18 protein-coding genes are annotated in these 20,221 nt (G+C 73.1%); 12 read left to right on the forward strand and 6 right to left on the reverse strand.

The window, feature by feature from the left end; genetic code table 11:
• Positions 1 to 54: 54 nt before the first annotated feature.
• The 8 genes from HZS56_RS10025 (at position 55) to HZS56_RS10060 (ending at position 10,634) form a co-directional block, all read left to right on the forward strand.
• Complete coding sequence (locus HZS56_RS10025) at positions 55 to 1,422, forward strand: MFS transporter (RefSeq protein ID WP_216720374.1); 1,368 nt, start codon at positions 55 to 57, stop codon at positions 1,420 to 1,422.
• The gene (locus HZS56_RS10030) at positions 1,419 to 2,426 is read left to right on the forward strand and encodes a hotdog family protein (RefSeq protein WP_216720375.1); all 1,008 of its coding nucleotides are present in this window, start codon (positions 1,419 to 1,421) and stop codon (positions 2,424 to 2,426) included. The genes HZS56_RS10025 and HZS56_RS10030 overlap by 4 nt, the downstream gene beginning before the upstream one ends.
• A 35-nt stretch (positions 2,427 to 2,461) precedes the next feature.
• Positions 2,462 to 4,153, forward strand: coding sequence for a thiamine pyrophosphate-binding protein (locus tag HZS56_RS10035; protein WP_216720376.1), 1,692 nt, complete (start codon positions 2,462 to 2,464; stop codon positions 4,151 to 4,153).
• 82 nt (positions 4,154 to 4,235) lie between these two features.
• Complete coding sequence (locus HZS56_RS10040; protein ID WP_308408042.1) at positions 4,236 to 5,450, forward strand: CaiB/BaiF CoA transferase family protein; 1,215 nt, start codon at positions 4,236 to 4,238, stop codon at positions 5,448 to 5,450.
• Between the two features lie 3 nt (positions 5,451 to 5,453).
• Positions 5,454 to 6,170: a GntR family transcriptional regulator gene (locus HZS56_RS10045; protein ID WP_253914026.1), complete on the forward strand. Its 717-nt coding sequence runs from the start codon at positions 5,454 to 5,456 to the stop codon at positions 6,168 to 6,170.
• Positions 6,167 to 7,642, forward strand: a complete 1,476-nt coding sequence (locus tag HZS56_RS10050) for a xylulokinase (RefSeq protein WP_216720378.1) — start codon at positions 6,167 to 6,169, stop codon at positions 7,640 to 7,642. The genes HZS56_RS10045 and HZS56_RS10050 overlap by 4 nt, the downstream gene beginning before the upstream one ends.
• A gap of 128 nt (positions 7,643 to 7,770) precedes the next feature.
• Positions 7,771 to 9,438, forward strand: coding sequence for a maltose/glucose-specific PTS transporter subunit IIBC (malX, locus tag HZS56_RS10055; protein WP_216720379.1), 1,668 nt, complete (start codon positions 7,771 to 7,773; stop codon positions 9,436 to 9,438).
• A gap of 2 nt (positions 9,439 to 9,440) precedes the next feature.
• Positions 9,441 to 10,634: a MalY/PatB family protein gene (locus HZS56_RS10060; protein WP_216720380.1), complete on the forward strand. Its 1,194-nt coding sequence runs from the start codon at positions 9,441 to 9,443 to the stop codon at positions 10,632 to 10,634.
• Positions 10,635 to 10,787: 153 nt separating this feature from the next.
• On the opposite strand, the gene HZS56_RS10065 is transcribed toward HZS56_RS10060, so the two are convergent.
• From HZS56_RS10065 to HZS56_RS10080, 4 genes are all read right to left on the reverse strand, one after another.
• The gene (locus HZS56_RS10065; RefSeq protein ID WP_216720381.1) at positions 10,788 to 11,804 is read right to left on the reverse strand and encodes a DUF2891 domain-containing protein; all 1,017 of its coding nucleotides are present in this window, start codon (positions 11,802 to 11,804) and stop codon (positions 10,788 to 10,790) included.
• Entirely contained in the window at positions 11,804 to 12,454 is a 651-nt protein-coding gene (pcp, locus tag HZS56_RS10070) for a pyroglutamyl-peptidase I (protein WP_216720382.1), read from the reverse strand. The genes HZS56_RS10065 and pcp overlap by 1 nt, the downstream gene beginning before the upstream one ends.
• Positions 12,455 to 12,570: 116 nt before the next feature.
• Positions 12,571 to 13,545, reverse strand: a complete 975-nt coding sequence (locus HZS56_RS10075) for a DUF979 domain-containing protein (RefSeq protein WP_216720383.1) — start codon at positions 13,543 to 13,545, stop codon at positions 12,571 to 12,573.
• The gene (locus tag HZS56_RS10080) at positions 13,542 to 14,261 is read right to left on the reverse strand and encodes a DUF969 domain-containing protein (RefSeq protein WP_216720384.1); all 720 of its coding nucleotides are present in this window, start codon (positions 14,259 to 14,261) and stop codon (positions 13,542 to 13,544) included. The genes HZS56_RS10075 and HZS56_RS10080 overlap by 4 nt, the downstream gene beginning before the upstream one ends.
• Before the next feature lie 342 nt (positions 14,262 to 14,603).
• Between HZS56_RS10080 and HZS56_RS10085 the strand changes: the two genes are divergently transcribed.
• The 3 genes from HZS56_RS10085 to HZS56_RS10095 are packed head-to-tail and all read left to right on the forward strand — an operon-like array spanning position 14,604 to position 16,956.
• Complete coding sequence (locus HZS56_RS10085) at positions 14,604 to 15,356, forward strand: LamB/YcsF family protein (RefSeq protein ID WP_216720385.1); 753 nt, start codon at positions 14,604 to 14,606, stop codon at positions 15,354 to 15,356.
• Positions 15,353 to 16,096 (forward strand): 5-oxoprolinase subunit B family protein, encoded by a 744-nt coding sequence (locus HZS56_RS10090; protein ID WP_308408043.1) that lies wholly within the window; start codon positions 15,353 to 15,355, stop codon positions 16,094 to 16,096. The genes HZS56_RS10085 and HZS56_RS10090 overlap by 4 nt, the downstream gene beginning before the upstream one ends.
• The gene (locus HZS56_RS10095) at positions 16,093 to 16,956 is read left to right on the forward strand and encodes a 5-oxoprolinase subunit C family protein (protein WP_216720386.1); all 864 of its coding nucleotides are present in this window, start codon (positions 16,093 to 16,095) and stop codon (positions 16,954 to 16,956) included. The genes HZS56_RS10090 and HZS56_RS10095 overlap by 4 nt, the downstream gene beginning before the upstream one ends.
• 143 nt (positions 16,957 to 17,099) lie before the next feature.
• On the opposite strand, the gene HZS56_RS10100 is transcribed toward HZS56_RS10095, so the two are convergent.
• Both HZS56_RS10100 and HZS56_RS10105 read right to left on the reverse strand, forming a co-directional pair.
• Positions 17,100 to 18,161, reverse strand: coding sequence for a DUF8814 domain-containing protein (locus tag HZS56_RS10100; protein WP_253914027.1), 1,062 nt, complete (start codon positions 18,159 to 18,161; stop codon positions 17,100 to 17,102).
• Between the two features lie 385 nt (positions 18,162 to 18,546).
• On the reverse strand, positions 18,547 to 19,110 hold the full coding sequence (locus HZS56_RS10105; RefSeq protein WP_216720387.1) for a TetR/AcrR family transcriptional regulator: 564 nt from the start codon (positions 19,108 to 19,110) through the stop codon (positions 18,547 to 18,549).
• Positions 19,111 to 19,296: 186 nt separating this feature from the next.
• On the opposite strand from HZS56_RS10105, the gene HZS56_RS10110 reads away from it, so the two are divergent.
• Positions 19,297 to 20,205 carry an NmrA family NAD(P)-binding protein gene (locus HZS56_RS10110; RefSeq protein WP_216720388.1) on the forward strand — a complete coding sequence of 303 codons (909 nt, stop codon included), beginning with the start codon at positions 19,297 to 19,299 and terminating at the stop codon, positions 20,203 to 20,205.
• Positions 20,206 to 20,221 lie beyond the last annotated feature (16 nt).

Below are 20,221 nucleotides of genomic sequence, written 5' to 3' on the forward strand. Positions count from 1 at the left end.
CCTCTCCCCCTCCCCCGCCCTTTCCGGCAATTGCGATCGACAACGGAGTCATCCATGGCGCCACCAGCCACTGCTCCGCCCGCCGGCGAGCAGGAGCGCACCGCGCTCGCCAAACGGGCCGCCGTCGCCAGTCTCGTCGGCACGGCCGTCGAGTGGTACGACTACTTCATCTTCGGCACCGCCTCGGCCCTGGTCTTCGGCGACCTCTTCTTCCCCAACGAGGACGACCCGATCATCGGCACCCTGTCGGCCTTCGCCGTCTTCGGTGTCGGCTTCTTCGCCCGCCCGGTCGGCGGCGTCGTCTTCGGCCACTTCGGCGACAAGTTCGGCCGCAAGGCCGCCCTGGTCACCACCCTCATGCTGATGGGCGGTTCGACCTTCCTGATCGGGCTGCTGCCCACCACCGACCACATCGGCCTCTGGGCCCCCGCCCTGCTCGTACTGCTCAGACTCGTCCAGGGCTTCGGCGTCGGCGGCGAGTGGGGCGGAGCCTCGCTGGTGGCCGTCGAGTACGCCCCGGCGGACAAACGGGGGGCGTACGGCAGCTTCCCGCAGATCGGCAACGCCGTGGGGCTCGTCCTGTCCACGGCCGTCTTCGCCCTGGTCTCGATGCTGCCCGACGACCAGTTGTTCAGCTGGGGCTGGCGACTGCCGTTCCTGCTGAGCGCCGTACTCATCGCGGTCGGTCTGTTCATCCGGTTCCGGCTCACCGAGACACCCACCTTCCAGGCCGCCCAGGACGAACTGGAGGAGAAGTCCGCGCAGGAGAAGGCCGAGGAGAAGATGCCGGTCGCCGAGCTGTTCCGGCGGTTCAAGCGGCCTCTGCTGCTGGCCATGGGCATGCGCCTCGGCGAGGCGGTCTTCGGCTACATCATCCTGACCATCGGCCTGACCTTCGCCGAGAACTACACCGACATCCCGCGCACGCACGTCCTCGTCGCGAGCAGCGTCGCCGCCGCGGCCGCCATCTTCACGTACTACTGGTTCGGGCAGCTGTCGGACCGCATCGGCCGGCGCGCGGTGTTCGTCATCGGCTCGGTCGTCGGCATCATCGTCACCTTCCCGTTCTTCTGGATCCTCGACGCCGACGCCCTGGTGCTCACCTACGTGATCTACACCGTGGCCTACGCGATAGGCGTCGGCGCCGTCTACGGCGTCGAACCGGCTTTCTTCGCCGAGCTGTTCAGCACGAAGGTGCGCTACACGGGCCTGTCGCTGTCGGCGCAGATCCCGAGCATCCTCATCGGCCTGTGGCCGCTCGCCTCGACCGCCCTGCTGGCCGCCACCGACGGCGATCCCTGGCCGATCGCCCTGATCACCATCGCGTGTCTGCTCATCGGACTGGTGTGCGCGCTGCTGGCACCCGAGACCAACAGGACCGACATGACCCGTGTCGGCGAAGAGACGAAGGAGGCAGGATGACGGAGCCGTCCGACCGCCCCTGGCGCGACCTCACCGACCCCCGCCGGGCCCGTGACGTCGACGACCTCGAAGCGGGCCTGAAGGAGCCCGAGTTCGAGAACCTGGAGATCCCGGAGGAACTCGGCACCGTCGACGTCGTGGTCGACGACCACAAGATCAAGCGGTACGCCTTCACGCACGACGACCACCACCCGTGGCACCTGGACCGGGGCCCCTTCGACGGCCGGCGCGTCGGTCACGCGGGGCTGCTGGGCAACGACCTCGTGCAGCTGTTCACCCTCGTCTACGCGGGCAGCCGGGTCGTCGGCTACCACACCGAGGAGCAGATGTGGTTCGACAGCCCGGCCCACCTGGACGAGGTCGTCACGCTGCACGGCACCTACACCGAGGCCTACCGGCGCCGCGGCGAGGGCTACGTCGTCATGGACGCCACGGCCACGGGTGAGGACGGCCGCAGCGTCGTGCGCCACCGCGGCGTGGAGATCCTCAAGACCGTGCCCGGCGCCATCGGCGGACGCGGCTCGGCCGCTCCCGAACGGCGCGTCACCGGCGAAGTGCCGCCGGACGCACGGGTCGTCGAGGCCCTGGGTCCGGACGTGCGCGCCGGTGACGTGCTCGCCCCGCTGCACAAGACGGTGACCGCCGAGCAGGCGGCCGTCTTCAGCCGGATCGGCGAGTACGTGCGCAACATCCACAACGACATCGACGTGGCACGCGCGGGCGGCCTCAGGGTGCCGATCGTGCAGGGTCAGCAGCAGTTCGGACTGCTGGCCCAGCTCCTCACCCTGCGCTCCGGGCCCTCCTTCCTCACCTCGGGGTGGCTGCGGGTCAAGTTCCTGGCCCCGCTGGAGGTGTTCGAGCCCTTCACCCTGACCGGCGTCGTCACCGAGGTCACCCCCGTCGACGACGGCCTCCGCGTCGATCTGGAGGTCTGGGCGCGGCGCGGCTCCGACGACCGTCTGATCACGGCCGGCTGGGCCGCCGTGACCGTCCCCGCGGCCTGACCGGCCGCACGCACACAGAAAGCGGAACTTCGCAGATGAGCACTTCCAGGACCGGCGGCCAGGTCGTCGTCGACATGCTGACCTCGCTGGGCGTCGAGTACGTCTTCGGTGTGGTCGGCGGCCAGACCCTCGCCATCACCGACGCCATCATCGACACCCCCGGCATCCAACTGGTCCACACCCGGCACGAGAACGCCGCGGCCGTGATGATGGACGCCTACGGCCGGCTCACCGGCAGGCCCGCCGCGTGCATCTCCACGACCGGCCCCGGCGCGACCAACCTGCTCACCGGAGTCGGCGGCGCCTACCGCGACTCCAGCCCCGGCTTCGTCATCACCTGCAACAACAACGGTGAGAACATCCACAAGGACGACGCGCAGAACGCCGACCACGTGGAACTGGTCAAGCCGCTGGTGAAGTACTCCCGTCTGGTGGCGCACGGCTCGTCCATCAAGCAGGCGATGGAGGAGGCCTACGTCAACGCGCTGACCGGCAACCCCGGGCCCGTGCACCTGGACTTCGCCCGCGACACCATAGAGGGGCAGGTGGAGAACCCGCCGGTGGTGCCCGAGGTGCACCCGAGCCGCAGCTGGGTGACCGAGCGCCCGTCCGCCAACCCCGTCGCCCTGGCCCGGGTCGCCGAGCGGCTCCTGGCGGCCGAGCGGCCGGTGATCTGGCTCGGCAACGGCGGCAACCGGGCCCGGGCCAGTGCGGACGTGCTGGCGCTGGCCGAGGCGCTGGACATCCCGGTCGTCACGACCTTCAACGGCATCGGTGCGGTCCCCACCACGCACCCGCTGGTCTTCGGCGCGGTCAGCCGCATGGGCACCACCCTCTCCGGCCGGGTCGTCGACGACGCCGACCTGGTCCTCGCGCTCGGCAACAGCCTCAACGCCGTCTCCACCACCCGCTGGCGGCGCGCCCTGCCGGAGATCGTGCAGGTCGACGTGGACCCGACGATGATCGGACGCTACTACTCCGAGATCACCCAGGGTGTGGTGAGCGACCTCGGGTCCTTCGCACGGGACCTGGTCACCGCGACCGCCGGGAAGGCCGAGGACGCGAAGGCCGGCCGTGCCGACTGGATCGCCGACCTGGGCAAGGCGCGCGCCGAGTGGTGGCAGGGCTCCGCGGTGGCCGACACCGCAGCCGAGGGGCCGCTCTCCCCCGCCGACATCGTCCGCACGCTGCGCGACGTGGCCCCCGAGGACACCCTGCTCATCCCGGACGCCGGTAACCCGGGCGTGTGGTCCTTCCTGTGGGAGATCCAGCAGCCGGGCACCTACATCAAGCCCGTCGGGTTCGGGAACATGGGATTCGCGCTGCCCTCGGCGATCGCGGCCTCGCTGATCGACCCGCGCCGCCCGGTGCTGGCGCTGATCGGCGACGGCTCGCTCGGGATGAGCCTCGGCGAGATCGAGACGCTGGCCCGGGTCGGCGGCAACGTCTGCGTCGTCGTCCTCAACGACTCCAGCTACGGCAACATCCGCCAGGAGCAGGAGCTGCACTTCGACGGCCGCACGACCGGCGTGGACTTCAAGACGGTCGACTTCGGCATGGCGGCCCGTGCGCTGGGCGTGGCCGGTGAGGTCGTCACCGACCTGGCCACCCTGCAGGAGCGGGTGGCCGGCGCCTTCGCGGCGGGTTCTCCCGTGGTGCTGGACGTGCCGATCGACCGCGAGGTCAACGCGTGGACGTTCCCGTCGTTCGTGGCACCGAAGAAGTAGGCCGCAGCAGCCGATGCGCGGGCCCCGCGCCGCGTCACGCACCGCGACGCGCGGGCCCGCACCGAGACGAAGGAGCAAGCAGGTGACAAGGACGACGCCACCCGACGCCACCGCCCCCGCACCGCTGGACGGGGTGAAGGTGCTCGACCTCTCGCGGTTCATCGCGGGACCGCTCTGCGCGCAGATCCTGGCCGACTTCGGCGCCGAGGTGGTCAAGGTCGAGCGCCCGAACGGCGAGGACTCCCGGCACCACGGCCCGTACCACCGGGACGAGAGCATCTACATGTTCCTCTACCACCGGAACAAGTACGACGCCTCCCTGGACACGCGGCACCCCGAGGCGCTCGGCATCCTGGAACGGCTCGTCGAGTGGGCGGACGTGGTGGTCGAGAACTACCGCCCCGGCACCCTGGAGAAGATGGGCATCGGCTACGAGCGGATGAAGGAGCTGAACCCGGACGTCGTCCTGGTCTCCGTCTCGGGTTTCGGCCAGACCGGCCCCGACTCGCGCCGCGCCCTGTTCGACGCGATCTCCCAGGCGTCGTCCGGCCTGATGAGCATGACCGGCGAACCCGACGGCAAGCCCACGCTCAGCGGCACCTACATCGCGGACTACACCACCGGCTACCAGGCGGCGATCGGGGCGCTGATGGCGATCCTGCACCGCGAACGCACCGGCGAGGGCCAGCTGGTGGACGTCGCGTCCTTCGACACGATGTTCTCCGCGCTGGGGGTGCGCCTCATCTCGCACCTGATGCTCGGTCAGGACATGCCGCGCAGCGGCTCGCGCGACCTGCTGACGGCACCGGTCAACGTCTACGAGGCGCAGGACGGGCCCATCTACATCCAGGCGGGCACGGCGTCACTGTTCCCGAAGCTGTGCGCCGTGATGGAGCGGCCGGACCTGGCGGGCGATGCGCGCTTCGCCGACGTCGAAGGGCGGATGGCGCACCAGGAGTTCCTGGAGGGCGAGATCGGCGCCTGGGCGGCCGGCCGGTCCACCGCCGAGATCGCCAGGGTCCTCGACGAGGCGGGCGTCCCCTACGCCAAGGTCGCCTCGGTCGCGGAGGTGGCGGCCTCCCCGCAGATCGCCGCACGCGACATGATCGTGGAGTCGGAGCACCCCGAACTCGGTACCATCCGGATGCCCGGCAATCCCATCAAGATGGAGAAGACTCCGCCCATGGTCCGCAAGGCACCGCCTCGGGTCGGCGAGGACAACGCCCACGTCTACCAGGGCATCCTGGGACTGTCCGCGCAGGAGACGGCCCGTCTGCGCGAGTCGGGAGCGATCTGAGGCATGTCGCGCGCACCCCGGTACCAGGTGATCTACGACGATCTCGTCTCCCAGATCCGCTCCGGCGTCCTCGGCCAGGCGGCCCGGCTGCCCGGCGAGACGGAACTCGCCCGGCAGTACGGCGTCAGCCGCATGACGGTGCGCCAGGCCCTGGACCTGCTGGAGTCGGAGCACTTCGTCGTACGCCGTCAGGGCAGCGGCACCTTCGTCAGCGATCACACCGAGCGCGGCCGGCGGCTCAACCGGCTGCGCTCCTTCGCCGACGAGATCGCGGACACCGGCGGGCGGGCGACCTCGCGGACGGTGCGCTGCGAGACCGCGCCGGCCACCGCCGAGGTCGCCGCGGTCTTCGGCACCGCGGAGGGCGACACGGCCAACCGGCTCACCCGTGTGCGGCTGATCGGCGGGGTGCCCGCCGCCCTCCAGGACGCCTGGGTCCCGTACTCCGTGGCGCCCTCGCTGTGCCGTGAACCGCTGCTCGACGACTCCCTCTACCGGACGCTGACCGAGCGTTTCGGCGTCGAACTGCGCCACGCCGACCAGTCCATGGCGGCGGCCCTGCTCGACGCCGGGCAGGCCGGCCTGCTCGGAGTGCGGGCCGGGGGCGCCGTCCTCGAGGTCCGGCGCACCACCTTCGGGGCCCGGGGCGAGGTCGTGGAGTACACCACCAGCTGGACGTTGCCCGAGTTCCCCTTCCTGATGCGGATCGACGCCGAATGAACGCACATGTCATCGCGGTGGACGTGGGCACGTCCGCCGTGCGCGCCGCCGCGCTGGACGCCGACGGCCGGATCCTCGCCCAGCGACGCATCGCCCGCGCCTCCGGGCTCGGCGGCGACACCTTCGACGCCGACGCCCTGGACCGGGACGTGCGGGCGGCCCTGGCCGGCGTGTCCGACGGCCCGGCCCCGGCGGCCCTGGCCGTCGCCGCGCACATCGGCACCGTCGCCGTCGACTCCGCTCTGCGGCCCGTCGGCCCGGGCAGCGGCTGGGCCGACTCGCGCGGCGTGCCGCGGCTGGCCGCGCTCGGCGGGGCGGCGCTGGGGCGGCTGCTGGCCGCGGCGGGCCGGCCGAGTCCGGCGGGCGGGGCCCTGGCCGCCCTCCTGGACACGGAGGCGGCCGACCGGGAGCGGCTGCACGCCGTGCTCTCGCCGAAGGACTTCCTCGTCGCCCGGCTCACCGGCCGTCTGACCACGGACACCGTCAGTGCCGCCTACACCCTGGCGTCCGACGTCCGCCGCCGCGCCTGGAACGTGGAGCTGCTCCGCGAGACGGGGGTGGACCCCGCGCTCTTCCCGCCCCAGTCCGAGCCCTCCTCGGTGGTGGGCACGCTCACCCGGGAGGCCGCGTCGGCCACCGGCCTGCCCGCCGGGCTGCCGGTCGTCTCGGGCGGCCCGGACGGCTCGGTCGGCATGGGGCTGCTGCTGGGCACGGCCGAGGACGTCGTCGCCGACGTCGCGGGCACCACGGACGTCGTCGGCCGGCTCCTTCCGGGGCCGGGCGACCTGCCGGACGGCGCGGTCCTCAACCCCTCCGTGCTGCCCGGCCGCTTCGTCGCGGGCGGGGCGACCGGTCTCACCGGGGGCGCCGTCGCCCACTGGCGCTCCCTGGTCGGCACGGTCGAGGAGGAGCGGCTCGCGGCGGTGCCGCCGGGTGCGGACGGGCTCGTGGTACTGCCCGGCATGACGGGTGCGCGCTTCCCGGACTGGCGGCCCGGTGCCCGCGGCGGGGTGGTGGGCCAGCGCCCGGAGCACGGGGCCGCGCATCTGCTGCGGGCGGCCCAGGAGGCCGCGTCCTTCACCGTCCGCGAGGCCCTGGACCGGCTCGACCCCACGGGTGCGCTGCCGGTGGCGTTCGCGGGCGGCTCCTCGCGCAGCGCCCACGTGGTGCAGCTGCGCGCCGACGTCCTCGACCGGCCGCTGCTGCTCTCGCCGCAGCCGGACGTCACACTGCTCGGCGCGGCGGCACTGGCGCTGCTCGGCGCGGGAGAGGTCACCGACCTGGACGCGCTGCGCTCCCGTCTCGTCGGCGGGCTGCGCAGGGTGGACCCCGATCCGGCGCGTGCGGCACGGTACGCCCGGATCCACGCCCGCTGGCGGTCGCTGCGGGACGCCGTGGACGCGGCGTACGGGTCGGGGGCCCGGACGGCGACCGATGAGTCCATGGACAGCCGCGGACCGGCTGTGATGTGATCCCCCCTGCGGCGGAAGGCCCGGCTCCGTGTCCTGCCCTCCGCCGCCCGATCCGCCCGTGGATCCCACATCCCGCGTCGCCACTGCGAGCGGACGGTCCGTCCCCCAGGCTCGAAAGTTCCCTTCACATGCAGAAGACCAAGGCCGCACTCTGGGAGTTCCTCCAGGGACTCGGCAAGACGTTCATGCTCCCGGTGGCGCTGCTCGCGTTCTGCGGCATCATGCTGGGCATCGGCTCCTCCCTGTCCAGCGACGCCGTCACTGACAACGTTGCCTTCCTGAAGGGCGAGGGCTTCCACCTCGTCTTCACCTGGATGGCCAACACGGGTCTGGTGGCCTTCACCTTCCTGCCCGTCCTCTTCGCCATGGCGATCCCGCTCGGTCTCGCCCGCGAGGACAAGGGAGTGGCGGCCTTCTCGGGCTTCGTCGGCTACGCCGCCATGAACCTCGCGGTGAACTTCTACCTCACCGCCAAGGGTGTCGACTTCGAGGACGAGAAGGCGATCGAGCACTACGGCATCGCCGACGTGCTGGGCGTGCCGTCCATCGACACGGGTCTGCTCGGCGCCGTGGCCGTCGGCATCGTGGTCAGTCTGCTGCACCGGCGTTTCCGCACCCAGCGGATGCCCGACGCGCTGGCCTTCTTCGGCGGGCTGCGCTTCGTGCCGATCGTGTCGGCCCTGGTCCTGAGCGTGCTGGGACTGCTGATTCCGCTTCTGTGGCCGACCTTCAACGGCTGGATCAACGCCGTGGGCCGCGGCATCGGGCACACGGGCGTCTTCGGACCGTTCTTCTTCGGCATGGGCGAGGTGCTGCTGCGCCCGATCGGCCTGCACCACATTCTCGTCGCCATGTTCCGCTTCACGGACGTCGGCGGCTCGGGGGCCGTCTGCGGCGATCAGGTCTCCGGCGCGCTGAACCTGTTCTACGCCCAGCTCGACTGCTCGGCCCCGCCCAACTCCGCCGTCACCGACGCGACGCACTTCCTCTCCCAGGGCAAGATGGCGGCCTACCTCGGCGGCCTCCCGGGTGCCGCGCTCGCCATGTACCACTGCGCGAACCGTCGCATGCGCCCGGAGATCAAGGCCCTGCTCGTGTCCGGCGTGGTGGCCTGCGTGGTCGGCGGCATCACGGAGCCGCTGGAGTTCCTGTTCCTGTTCGTCGCCCCGTGGCTGTACGCCATCCACGCGGTGCTCGTCGGCCTCGGCTTCCTCACGGCGGCGGTGCTCGGCGTCTTCATCGGCAACACCGACGGCAATGTCATCGACTGGCTCGTCTTCGGTGTGCTGCAGGGCTCGACGACCAAGTGGTACCTGGTGCCGGTGATCGCGGCGGTCTGGTTCACCGTGTACTACTTCCTCTTCCGCTGGGCCATCACCCGCTTCAACCTGAAGACGCCCGGCCGCGAGGACCCGCCGCAGGACGACGACGCCCAGGACGACGCTCGGGGCGGGGAGAAGGGCGCCGCGCCGAGCGCGGAGGGGGGCGCCGAGGAGGGTGCCGACGAGCGGGACGGCAAGGCTCCGGAGCCCGCGCGCGAGCTGGTCGCGGGCAAGTACGACGCCGTCGCCATGCTCGACGCGATCGGCGGCGCCGGCAACATCCAGTCCCTGGACAACTGCATCACCCGCCTGCGCATGACGGTCGCCGACGCCGCGCAGGTCGACGAGGCACGTCTGAAGAAGCTGGGTGCCGTGGGCGTCATCAAGCTCGACGGGCACAACGTGCAGGTCATCATCGGCCCGCAGGTCCAGTCGGTGAAGGACGCCATCGCCACGATGATCCCGGTGGGCTGACCGTGACGCCGTCGACACCCCCGCCCCCACCCCCGCGGTACGACTTCGACACTCCGGTGGACCGGCGCGGCACCTGGTGCACGCAGTGGGACTACGTCCAGGACCGTTTCGGCGTGCCGGACCTGCTGCCGTTCACGATCTCCGACATGGACTTCGAAACGGCGCCGGAGGTCCTGGCCGCGCTGCGCGCCCGCCTGGACCACGGCGTGCTCGGCTACTCGCGCTGGCGCCAGGACGACTTCCTCTCCGCGGTCGTCCACTGGTACGCGACACGCCACGGCACGGAGGTGGACCCGGCCTCCGTCGTCTACGCGCCGTCCGTCGTCTACCAGGTCTCGCAGCTGCTGCGCATGTGGTCACGGCCGGGTGACGGGGTGGTCGCGCACACGCCGATGTACGACGCGTTCCCCAAGACCGTCTCGGCGAACGGCCGGCGGCTGCGCGAGTGCCCCCTGGACGACTGGGCCGAGCTGGAGCGGCTGCTGGCGCTGCCCGACACGTCCGTGCTGCTGCTGTGTTCGCCGCACAACCCGACGGGCCGCGTCTGGTCGGCACAGGAACTGGACCGGATGTCCGGGCTGTGCGCACGCTACGGCGTGGCGGTCGTCAGCGACGAGATCCACTCCGACCTGGCGCACGCCCCGCACGTCCACCGCCCCTGGGTCCGGCACGCGGGCGACGGCCGTTGGGCGGTGGTGACTTCGGCCTCCAAGTCGTTCAACATCCCGGCTCTGACGGGGAGTTACGGCATCATCGGGGACCCCGACTCGCAGGAGGCGTACCTGCGACGGCTCAAGGAGGCGGACGGGCTCTCCTCCCCCGCCGTGCTGTCGCTGGTCGGGCACATCGCCGCGTACCGCGAGGGGGCGCCCTGGCTGGACGCCCTGCGGTCGTATCTCGCGGGCAACCTGGCGATGGTCGCGGGCCGGCTGCGCGAGGAGTTTCCCGAGCTCGGCTGGGAGCCCCCGCAGGCGGGCTACCTGGCCTGGATCGACCTGCGCCCGCTCGGCGTCGACGACGCGGCGCTGCAGCGCGAACTGGTCGAGGTGGAGAAGGTGGCCGTCATGCCGGGGGCGGCCTACGGCTCCCCGGGGCGGGTACGGCTCAACGTCGGGTGCCCCCGGTCGAAGGCACGGGCGGGTGTCGACGCGCTGACGCGGGCGCTGCGACGGCTCGTCGACGCCGGGCGGCAGTGAACGCGCGGTGACCGGTGCGGGCCCGGGCGGGTCCCGCACGGCGCCGGCACCGACACCTGGTCGCCCTCCTGCCGCGGCATACGGCTTACGGCATCCGTGGGACCGACGCGCCCGGGCACCGCGGGTGTCCGGGGACCGGGCGGTGCCCCGGCGTCAGCGGCGCGGCGGTGTCGGGTCGAGGGCCAGTGCCGCGAAGGTCGCCAGCCAGTGGTCGGTGGTGAAGTCGCCGCCCTCCACGGCCGGCATGCCCGCCGCCAGGTGTGCCTCGGCCGCGGCGCCCAGCCGGGCACGGACCGGTCCGTCGGGCAGCGCGTCCGCGAGGGAGCGCAGTGCGGCGGCCCTGCTGAGCGCCAGGCCGAGCAGGTGACCGATCTGCGGGTCGGCGTGGTCGGAGACCACCGGTACCTCCAGAAGTGGACAGGGCGCCCCTGCGCCGAGCCCGGGGAGGAAGCGGTCGAGCCACGCCGCGAACCGCTCGGGCGTCAGGACCCTGCGCATCGCGTCCGCCTCGGTGAGCGCCGGGGACAGGAAGTCCTGGCCCGAGGGTTCCCAGTGGACGGGCGCGTCGTGGTCCTCGGCGAACCAGCTCAGCAGCCGTTCCCGTACGGCCCGTTCGGTACCGGCGGACAGTTGGCCCGAGTCGAGCGCGACCCCCAGGGCGAAGGCGCTGTTGGGGTGGTTGCCGTGCCGTACGGGATAGGTGGCCCTGGGCAGCCAGTCGGCCAGCAGCCCGTCGACGGCGTCGACGCCCTCCTTCAGCGCGTCGGCCCAACGGGCGCCCTCCGCGCCCGGGTGCGCCCGGCACTCGGCGGCGAGCGCGAGCAGCCAGGCCCAGCCGTAGGGACGCTCGAAGGAGGGGCGGGCGCGCAGGTACGCGGCCTCGGCGGCGATGTTGTCCGGGGTGAGGTGCGAGTCGAGCGCGGCGACGGCCGCTTCGGTGTCCGGCAGCGCGGGTGTGCCGCCGTGGCGGCGGAGCAGCCGGACGAGCAGCCAGTGCATGTGCACCGAGGAGTGCCAGTCGTAGGCACCGTAGAAGGCCGGGTGCAGCGAGCGGGGTTCGAGGGGCTCGTCGGGCGAGGTGACCAGGTGGGCGGGGAAATTGGGGTACGCGCGGGTGATGTTCGCCAGGGCGAGCCGGGCGAAGGGCACCGCGTGGGCGCCGAGCGGCATCAGTGGGTGGCTCCTTCGGTGACCTTCAGGTCCTGCCCGGCGGGCGTGCGGGCGGCGGTGACCAGCAGGGCGCGCAGGCCGTGGGCGACGGTGGCGGGCGGCAGGGAGGGCGCGGTGCCGTCGGGCACCTGGTCCGGCGCCCAGGGCACGTGCACGAACCCGCCCCGCAGGTGCGGGAAGCCGGTGGCGATGAGGTGGCCGAGGCCGTACGCGACGTGGTTGCAGACGAAGGTGCCGGCCGTGTTGGAGACGGCGGCCGGGACGCCGGCCTCGCGCATCGCGGCGACGCAGGCCTTGACGGGGAGGGTGGAGAAGTAGGCGGCGGGGCCGTCCGGGACCACCGGTTCGTCGACGGGCTGCCGGCCGGCGTTGTCGGGGATCCGGGCGTCGTCGACGTTGACGGCGACGCGTTCGACGGTGACGCCCGGGCGCCCGCCCGCCTGGCCCAGGCAGAGCACCAGGTCGGGCGCCCCGGCCCGGACGGCGTCGCGCAGCACGTCGAGGGACTCGCCGAAGACGCAGGGCAGTTCCGCGGCGGTGACGGTGAGCCCGGCCGGCGGTTCGGCGGCCACCAGGGAAGCGGCCTGCCAGGACGGGTTCACGCGCTCGCCGTCGAAGGGGGCGAAGCCGGTGATGAGGACTCGGGTCATGGACTTTCCTTGCCTTGCTGGTCGTGCGCGTGCCGGTGCGGGCCAGCGCCGACGGCCGGTGGACGGCACTCGGAGCGCGCCGGTTGGGCGGCGGCGGTGGGAGGGCGGCGGGCCGGTCAGAAGGCGAAGAGCGCCATGATGACCGTGCAGCAGCCGAGCAGGGCGATGCCCGTCGGCAGCTGTGCCTTGATCGGCCCGTACTGGTCCTTCAGTTCGAGCAGGGTGGCCGGGACGATGTTGAAGTTGGCGGCCATCGGGGTGCACAGGGTGCCGGCGAAGCCGGCGAGCATGCCGATCGCGAGCACCGCGGGCTCGTTGCCGTGCATCTGCTGGATGAGCACGGGCCAGCCGATCGCCGCCGTCATCACGGGGAAGGCCGCGAAGGCGTTGCCCATGATGACGGTGAACAGGAACATGCCCACGCAGTAGGCGACGACGGCGAGGTACTTGGAGTCGTCGGGGAGGATCTTGTTCATGATGTCGCCGACCTGGTCGCCGACCCCGGCGGCGGCGAAGATCGAGCCGAGTACGGCCAGGAGCTGGGGCAGCAGCAGGGCGGAACCCATCGCCTCCAGCATGGAGCGGCCGGAGTGGATCGGGACGGAGACCTTCTTCTCCCCGGTGACGAGCATGCCGACGGCGAGCGCGACGACGCAGCCGAGTCCGAGTCCGAGGAGGGTGGCCTGGCCCGACTCGAAGAGTCCGGACTCGTCGAGGACGGCGGCGCAGAGGATGGCGACGAGCGGGATGGTCAGGGCGGGGATGAAGATCTTGCTGCCGAGCCGGTCGGCGGCGGCCTCCCGCTGCTCGCCGGTGGTGGTGACCGGAACGCCCTTGCCGAGGAAGTTGAAGCCGGCCAGCACGATCAGGGCGAGGACGGCGGCCCCGAGCGGTTCGGCGGGCAGGGTCCAGCCGCCGTTGCCCGCGGTGGCGTTGGCGACGCCGGTGCCGTAGGGGAAGGTGAGTCCGAGCAGTCCCCAGAAGGCCGCGGAGGTCCACCGCTTGGGGTTGCTGCGGTCGGTGGCCATCTGCACGGCCATGACGACGAAGACGAGGCCTATCAGCCAGTAGAGCCATTCGACCTTGATCACTTGTCGGCCCCCTCGGGAAGCGGCAGGTCGTGCTCGGCGGTCGCGAGTGCCATCTCGCGCTCCAGCTGCCTGTCCATGAGCAGCAGCCGGGCACCGTGGATGAGGAAGGCGCAGACGGCGAGCGGGATCGCCCAGAGGGCGAGCTGGGTCGGCTCGATGTGCTGGTGGTAGGTCGAGTTGACGAAGCCGGTGATCAGCAGGATGGAGCCGATCGCGATGAAGCAGTCCTCGCCGAAGAAGACACCCACGGTGTCGGCCGAGGCGGAGTAGGAGCGCACCTTCTCACGCAGCCGGTCGGGCAGCTTCGCCCCGGTGGAGCGTTCGGCGGCGGCCTCGGCCATCGGTGCCACCAGCGGGCGGACGGTCTGTGCCGGGCCGCCGATGCTGTTCAGGCCGAAGGCCGCGGTGACCTGCCGGACCAGCAGGTAGACGGTGAGGAACCGGCCGGCGCTGAGCTTGCCCAGGCGGCCGATGAGGTTGCGGGCCTGCTCGCGCAGGCCGTAGCGCTCGAGCAGCCCGATCACCGGGAGCACGATGGCGTAGACGGTGACCGAGCGGCTGTCGGCGAAGGACCGGCCGAAGGCCGCGAGGACCTCCAGCGGGTCCATCTTGCCGAGCAGTCCGGTGACGATACCGGCGACGCCCACCACGAGGACGGGGTTGCGGCGCGTGACGAATCCGAGGATCACCACGACCACACCGAGGAGAACGATCATTCGGTGGCCTACTTCAGGCATGAGGGGGCAGGGCACGGATCCGGAAGCTTCGGAGCGCGGCCTCATCGGTCTCCCGGACCATAGCTCCAGATACGTGGCAGATGCACGGACACTAGCGATCGTTCAACGATCTAACAAGAGGTGAATCCTCATCGGCCGAAGCGCCCCGAGCGGCCGGACAGTCCGAGCAACCCTGGCCACCCCGGCGACCCCGGCGACCCCAGTGGACCCGGTGGACCCAGTGATCCCGACGGACCCGGCGGACACGGCGGACACGGCGGACACGGTGGCTGAATCAACGACCTCTTGTCGGATCGTTCAACGATCGTCTAGTTTCGAGGTGTGATCGACCTCAACGCAGATCTCGGTGAAGGCTTCGGCCGCTGGACCCTCACCGACGACGACGCCCTGCTCTCCGTCGTCACCAGCGCCAACGTCGCCTGCGGCTTCCACGCGGGCGACCCGTCGGTGATGCGCCGCGTCTGCGGCCTGGCCGCCGAGCGCGGGGTGCGGATCGGAGCGCAGGTGTCCTACCGCGACCTGGCGGGCTTCGGACGGCGTGCCATGGACGTGCCCGCGGACGAGCTGGCGGCCGAGGTGGCGTACCAGATCGGCGCTCTCCGGGTGTTCGCCGAGGCCGCGGGCGCCGAGGTGGCGTACGTCAAGCCGCACGGCGCGCTGTACAACCGCACCGTCCACGACGCCGAGCAGGCGAGCGCCGTCGTGGCCGGGGTCCGGCTGGCGGGCGGCGCGCTGCCCGTGCTCGGCCTGCCCGGCTCGCGACTGCTCACGGCCGCCGCGGACGCCGGACTCACCGGCGTCCCCGAGGCCTTCGCGGACCGTGCCTACACCCCCCGGGGCACCCTGGTCCCCCGCCGCGAGCCGGGGTCCGTGGTGGCGGACGGCGACGAGGTCGTGCGCCGTGCGCTGGCGTTCGCCCTGGACGGATCCGTCCAGGGCGTGGACGGTACGGCCGTCGCGGTCGCCGCCCGCTCCCTGTGCGTGCACGGCGACACGCCGGGCGCGGCCAGGATCGCGGCACGGGTCCGCGAGGCGCTGGAGGCGGCCGGGGCGGACGTCGGGGCGTTCGCGTGACGAGCGGCCGGTCCCTCACCGCGCGGCCGGCCGGGCGCCACGCACTCCTCGTCGAGCTGTCCGACGCCGAGCACACCGCGGCCTTCCACGCCGAGGTGCTGCGCCGGCGTGCCGCCGGGACGCTGCCGCCGGTCGCGGAGGTCGTGCCGGGGGCACGGACCGTCCTGCTGGACGGCGTACCGGATCCGCAGGCGCTGGCCCGCGGGGTGGTCGGCTGGGAGGTGCCGCCGGTCCCCGCCGACGACGGGGACGTGGTGGAGATCCCCGTGCGTTACGACGGTCCGGACCTGGCCGACGTGGCGGCCCTGTGGGGCGTCGCCCCCGAGGAGGTCGGCTCCCGCCACCGCGCCCACACCTACCGGGTCGCGTTCTGCGGTTTCGCACCCGGCTTCGGTTACCTCACGGGGCTGCCCCCTCGGCTGCACGTGCCCCGCCGGTCCACGCCCAGGACCCGCGTGCCGGCCGGTGCGGTCGCCCTCGCGGGTCCCTACAGCGCGGTGTACCCGCGCGCCACCCCGGGCGGCTGGCAGCTGATCGGCACCATGCCGGACCCGCGGCCGCTGTGGGATCCGGCCCGGGAGCGTGCGGCCCTGCTCACGCCGGGGACCCGTGTGCGGTTCGTCGCGGCGGACGCCCGGCCGCAGGACCCTGACCCGGCGCCGTCGGGCGGGGCCCCCCGGGACGCCACACCGGCGGACACCGCCCCGGCGGCCGGCGCCGGCACGGAGGCCGGCGCATGACGGCCGAGCTGACGACCGTCCGTTCCGGAGCCCTCACCACCGTGCAGGACGCCGGCCGTCCCGGCCACGCCCACCTGGGGGTTCCCCGCTCCGGAGCGCTGGACGCCCCCGCCGTGCGGCTCGCCAACCGGCTCCTCGGCAACGACCCGGACGCCGCCGTCCTGGAGACCACCCTGACCGGTTGTGCCCTGCGGCCCGACCGGGACGTCACCGTCGTGGTCGGCGGAGCCCCCTGCCCGGTCACCGTCGGCGGCCGGCCCGCCGCGTGGGGCCTTCCGGTGCGGGTGCCGGCCGGCGCCGTCCTGGACGTGGGGACGGCCACGGCGGGTGTCCGCTCGTACGTGGCCGTCGCGGGCGGCGTGGCCGTCGAGCCCGTTCTGGGCAGCCGCTCGACGGACCTGCTGTCGGGGCTCGGACCCGACCCGCTGCGCGACGGGGACGTCGTCGCGGTGGGCGCCGCCCCCCGCCCGGTGGCCCTGCCCGTCGCCGCCCCCTGGCCCGCACCGGTCGCCGAACTGGTCCTGCCGGTGCGCCTGGGTCCCCGTGCCGACTGGTTCTCCCCGGCCGCCCTGCACACGCTCACCTCGGCCGCCTACCGCGTGTCCCCGCACAGCAACCGCATAGGCCTGCGTACGGAGGGACCGCCGCTCCGGCGCCTGTCGGACGGGGAACTGCCCAGCGAGGGCATGGTTCTGGGCGCCGTGCAGGTCCCGCCGGACGGGCGTCCCGTCGTCTTCCTGCACGACCACCCGACGACCGGCGGCTATCCGGTCGTCGCCGTCGTCCCGGAGCCGGCCCTCGCGGCGGCGGCCCAGGCAGTGGCGGGGACACCGGTGCGCTTCACCCTCGCCGGCCGGTGACGACCGACGGCCGCCCGCCCGGAGGGCTCCGGTGCCTCGAAGACGTGGCCGAGGACCGGGCCACCGGTGGAGGGCCGGGCCCTCGGCCGGAGGCACGGCCCTTCCTCCGGCCGTCGGGGTGACTCCGGCGGCCGCCGGTGGCGTCAGGGCGTCGGGGCCGCCGCGTCGCCGGTGCTGCCGGTCCACAGGTAGGTGACGGTCACCCAGCCGTTGTCGTAGAGGCCGACGTTGTAGAAGGTGCCGTCGGCGAGGTCGATGCCGGCCGGGTTGGCGACCTGCCGGCCGAACTCGTCGCGCCCGCCGTTGTATCCGCTCTCGTACGCGGCCTGCGCCTCGGGAAGGCCCTGCGGCAGGTCCTTCCACTGCTCGCGCTGCGCCGGGGGGTTCCAGTGGTCGTCGTGCGTGTTCCACGGCCCCACGTCCCACACCGGCGCCGTCTCGCAGCGGGCGGGCCCGCACACCTGCACCGAGTACTGACCGCTGCCCTTCGGCGACAGGGCCCGCCGGGAGGGAAGGGCCACGAAGTGGTCGTCCTCGCGGATGACGTGCCCGTTGGCGGTGGTGTGTCCGACGAGACCCTCCCGGGTGGCGTAGAGGCGGGCCGAGAAGGCGACCGATGCCGGGGCGGCGGGGGCGCCGCCCATGTCGTCCGCCGTCAGGGTCAGCGCCCGAACGGCGGCCGTGGGTTCGCCCTTGGCGTTCCACAGGGTGAGGCGGGCCTGTACGTCGACGACCTGGCGCGGCAGTTCGGCCGGGGTGCCGCTTTCCGCCCGCCGCCACTCGGTCCAGGTTCCGCCGGCCGTGCGGCCGCGCACGTCGACCTCGACGTTCGCGGCGTCGGGCACCGTCGCGTCGAGGGCCGCGGTGACCCGGTCGACGGGCCGGTCCACGTGGTGCGCCTCCAGCAGAGCGGAGGCGTAGCCCCGGTCCCGGCCCAGGGAGGCGGGGCTGACCGAGCCGTCCCGCACGCGCAGAGCACCCGAGCCGTACCGGACGTTGACGTCGTCGGCGCCGGTACGGGACAGGTCCGCCTGCCAGGACACGGGTGCGGGCGGAACGGCCGGTCCGGCGACGGCCGGACAGGGCACCGCGGTGAGGGCCGCGCCCGCGAGGGCGAGCGGGCACGCCGCGGCCCGCAGCACGCGGGCGGTACGCGGTCCGCCGCGCGGGGCGGGACTTCGGCGCGGAAGGGAAGGGGTCGGCATCGGGCACTCCTGGGGGGCCTGGGCGTCGTCGAGGTCGAGGAAGCCGTGCAGGACGCGGGCGCCGCGGCCGGACAGGTACCGGACCGGGCGGCGTCGCTGCAGCCGTCGTACTCGAAGGGGTCCTCGCGGACCCGGCAGGCCACGCGGACGGGCGCCGGTCGGGGCCGCTCCGCCACCCGAGCGGAGTCGGCCGGTGGCTGTTGACAAGCAATCAGGTCCGTCATTCTTGACGGTCGGCCGGTCCGCCGTTCCTGACAGGTGATCAGGTCCCTGGGCCCGGCAGGTGATCAGGCCCCTGGGGCCGGCGGGCGAGCAGGCCCCTGGGGCCTGGCGGCCGGGGGAGCCGGAGCGGCCGCCCCGGCTCCCCCGGCGGGCGCCGCCCCGCTCATCCCGTGGGGCTGACGCCCCGGACGGTCAGGTCCAGCAGTCGGCGGCCCTCGGCGGCGGGGTCGCCGTGGTGCTCCGTGGCCAGGGCGATGCCGGTGACCAGCGTGACGAGGTCGGCGGGGGTCACGTCCGACGCCACCGCCCCCTGCTGCGCCGCGCGCCGCAGCAATGGACCGACCGCGGCCTCGAGCTTCACCGCGCAGGCGCTCACCTGGTCCGGTTCGACGAGCCGGTCCTGGGCCAGTGCCTCGGCCATGCCGCGCCCCGAGGCGGCGTACTCGATCAGCCCGCCCAGCCAGTCCAGGAGCGCGGCACGGGCGTCGGCCGCGTCCGCCGACGCGGCGGCGCGGGCGCACAGGGACTCGATGCGCTCCCTGAACACGGCCTCCAGCAGGGCCCGGCGGCCGGGGAAGTGCCGGCGCACGGTCGCCGAGCCGACACCGGCGACGCGGGCGATCCGCTCCAGGGAGGCGTCGGCGCCGTGTGCGGCGACCTCCTGCTCCGCGACGGCGAGGATCCGCGCGTAGTTGCGCCGTGCGTCCGCGCGCTGCTGGTCGGCCATGACGTCCTCTCACGATTGCTAAACGGCGGGGTCCTCCGTATCGTACCCGGTAGCGAAACGGCGGGCCCCGCCGTTTAGCCCGTACCGCCCCGTGTCCGCAACACCGCACCAGCCGGCCCCACACTCACCCGGCCCTCAGATCCCACACTCACCCGGCCTTTCGGCCTCACCCCTCAGGAGGACACCATGTCCACAGCTTCCGCACCCGTCCTGGTCACCGGTGCCACCGGCCGGCAGGGCGGCGCCACCGCCCGCGCCCTGCTGAAGTCGGGCGTCCCCGTCAGGGCCCTGGTCCGCGACCCCTCGACCGACCGGGCCGCGGCGGTGGCGGCCCTCGGCGCCGAACTGGTCACCGGGGACCTGGACGACCGGGACTCACTGGTCCGGGCCGCCGAGGGAGCCCGCGCCGTCTTCTCGGTCCAGATGCCCGACTTCGCCCGGCGCGGCTTCGAGGGGGAGGTCGAGCAGGCCACCCGCCTCATCGAAGCCGCCCGGACCGCCGGGGTGCCCCAGTTCGTGCACACCTCCGTGTCGGGCGCCGGACAGCACACGAGCTGGGTGAAGGGCGACTGGGGCTGGATGGAGCCCTACTACACGGCGAAGGCCGGGATCCAGGACCGGGTGCGCGAGGCGGGCTTCACCCACTGGACACTCCTCAAGCCGAGCTACGTCATGGAGAACCTGCTCCCCTCGGAGGCCATCGTGTTCCCGCGCGGGACGGAAGGCGGCCTGGTGACCCTCCTGAAGCCGGCGACCCGGCTCGCCCTGGTCGCCGTCGACGACATCGGTGCGGCCGCCGCTGCCGCCGTGGCCGCACCCGGGCGGTTCGACCGCGTCGAACTGGAACTGGCGAGCGATCTCCTGACGATGCGGGAGATCGCCGAGATCCTCGGCGAACACCTGGGCACCACCCTGACGGCACCGGACATGACCAAGGAGGAGGCGGTCGCCGGCGGGATGCCCGACATGGGGTTCGGCCAGTCGGCACTCAACGAGCACCCCCAGCCCGCGCTGCCCGAGTTCGCCCGTGAGCTGGGCGTACCCCTCACCGACTTCCGTACCTGGGCGCGGGAACACGTGCCGGCCTCGGCCTGACCCCGGTCCCGCGCGC

Origin of the sequence: Streptomyces mayonensis, from assembly GCF_018982965.1 — a bacterium.
In the GTDB taxonomy this organism is placed as follows: domain Bacteria; phylum Actinomycetota; class Actinomycetes; order Streptomycetales; family Streptomycetaceae; genus Streptomyces; species Streptomyces mayonensis.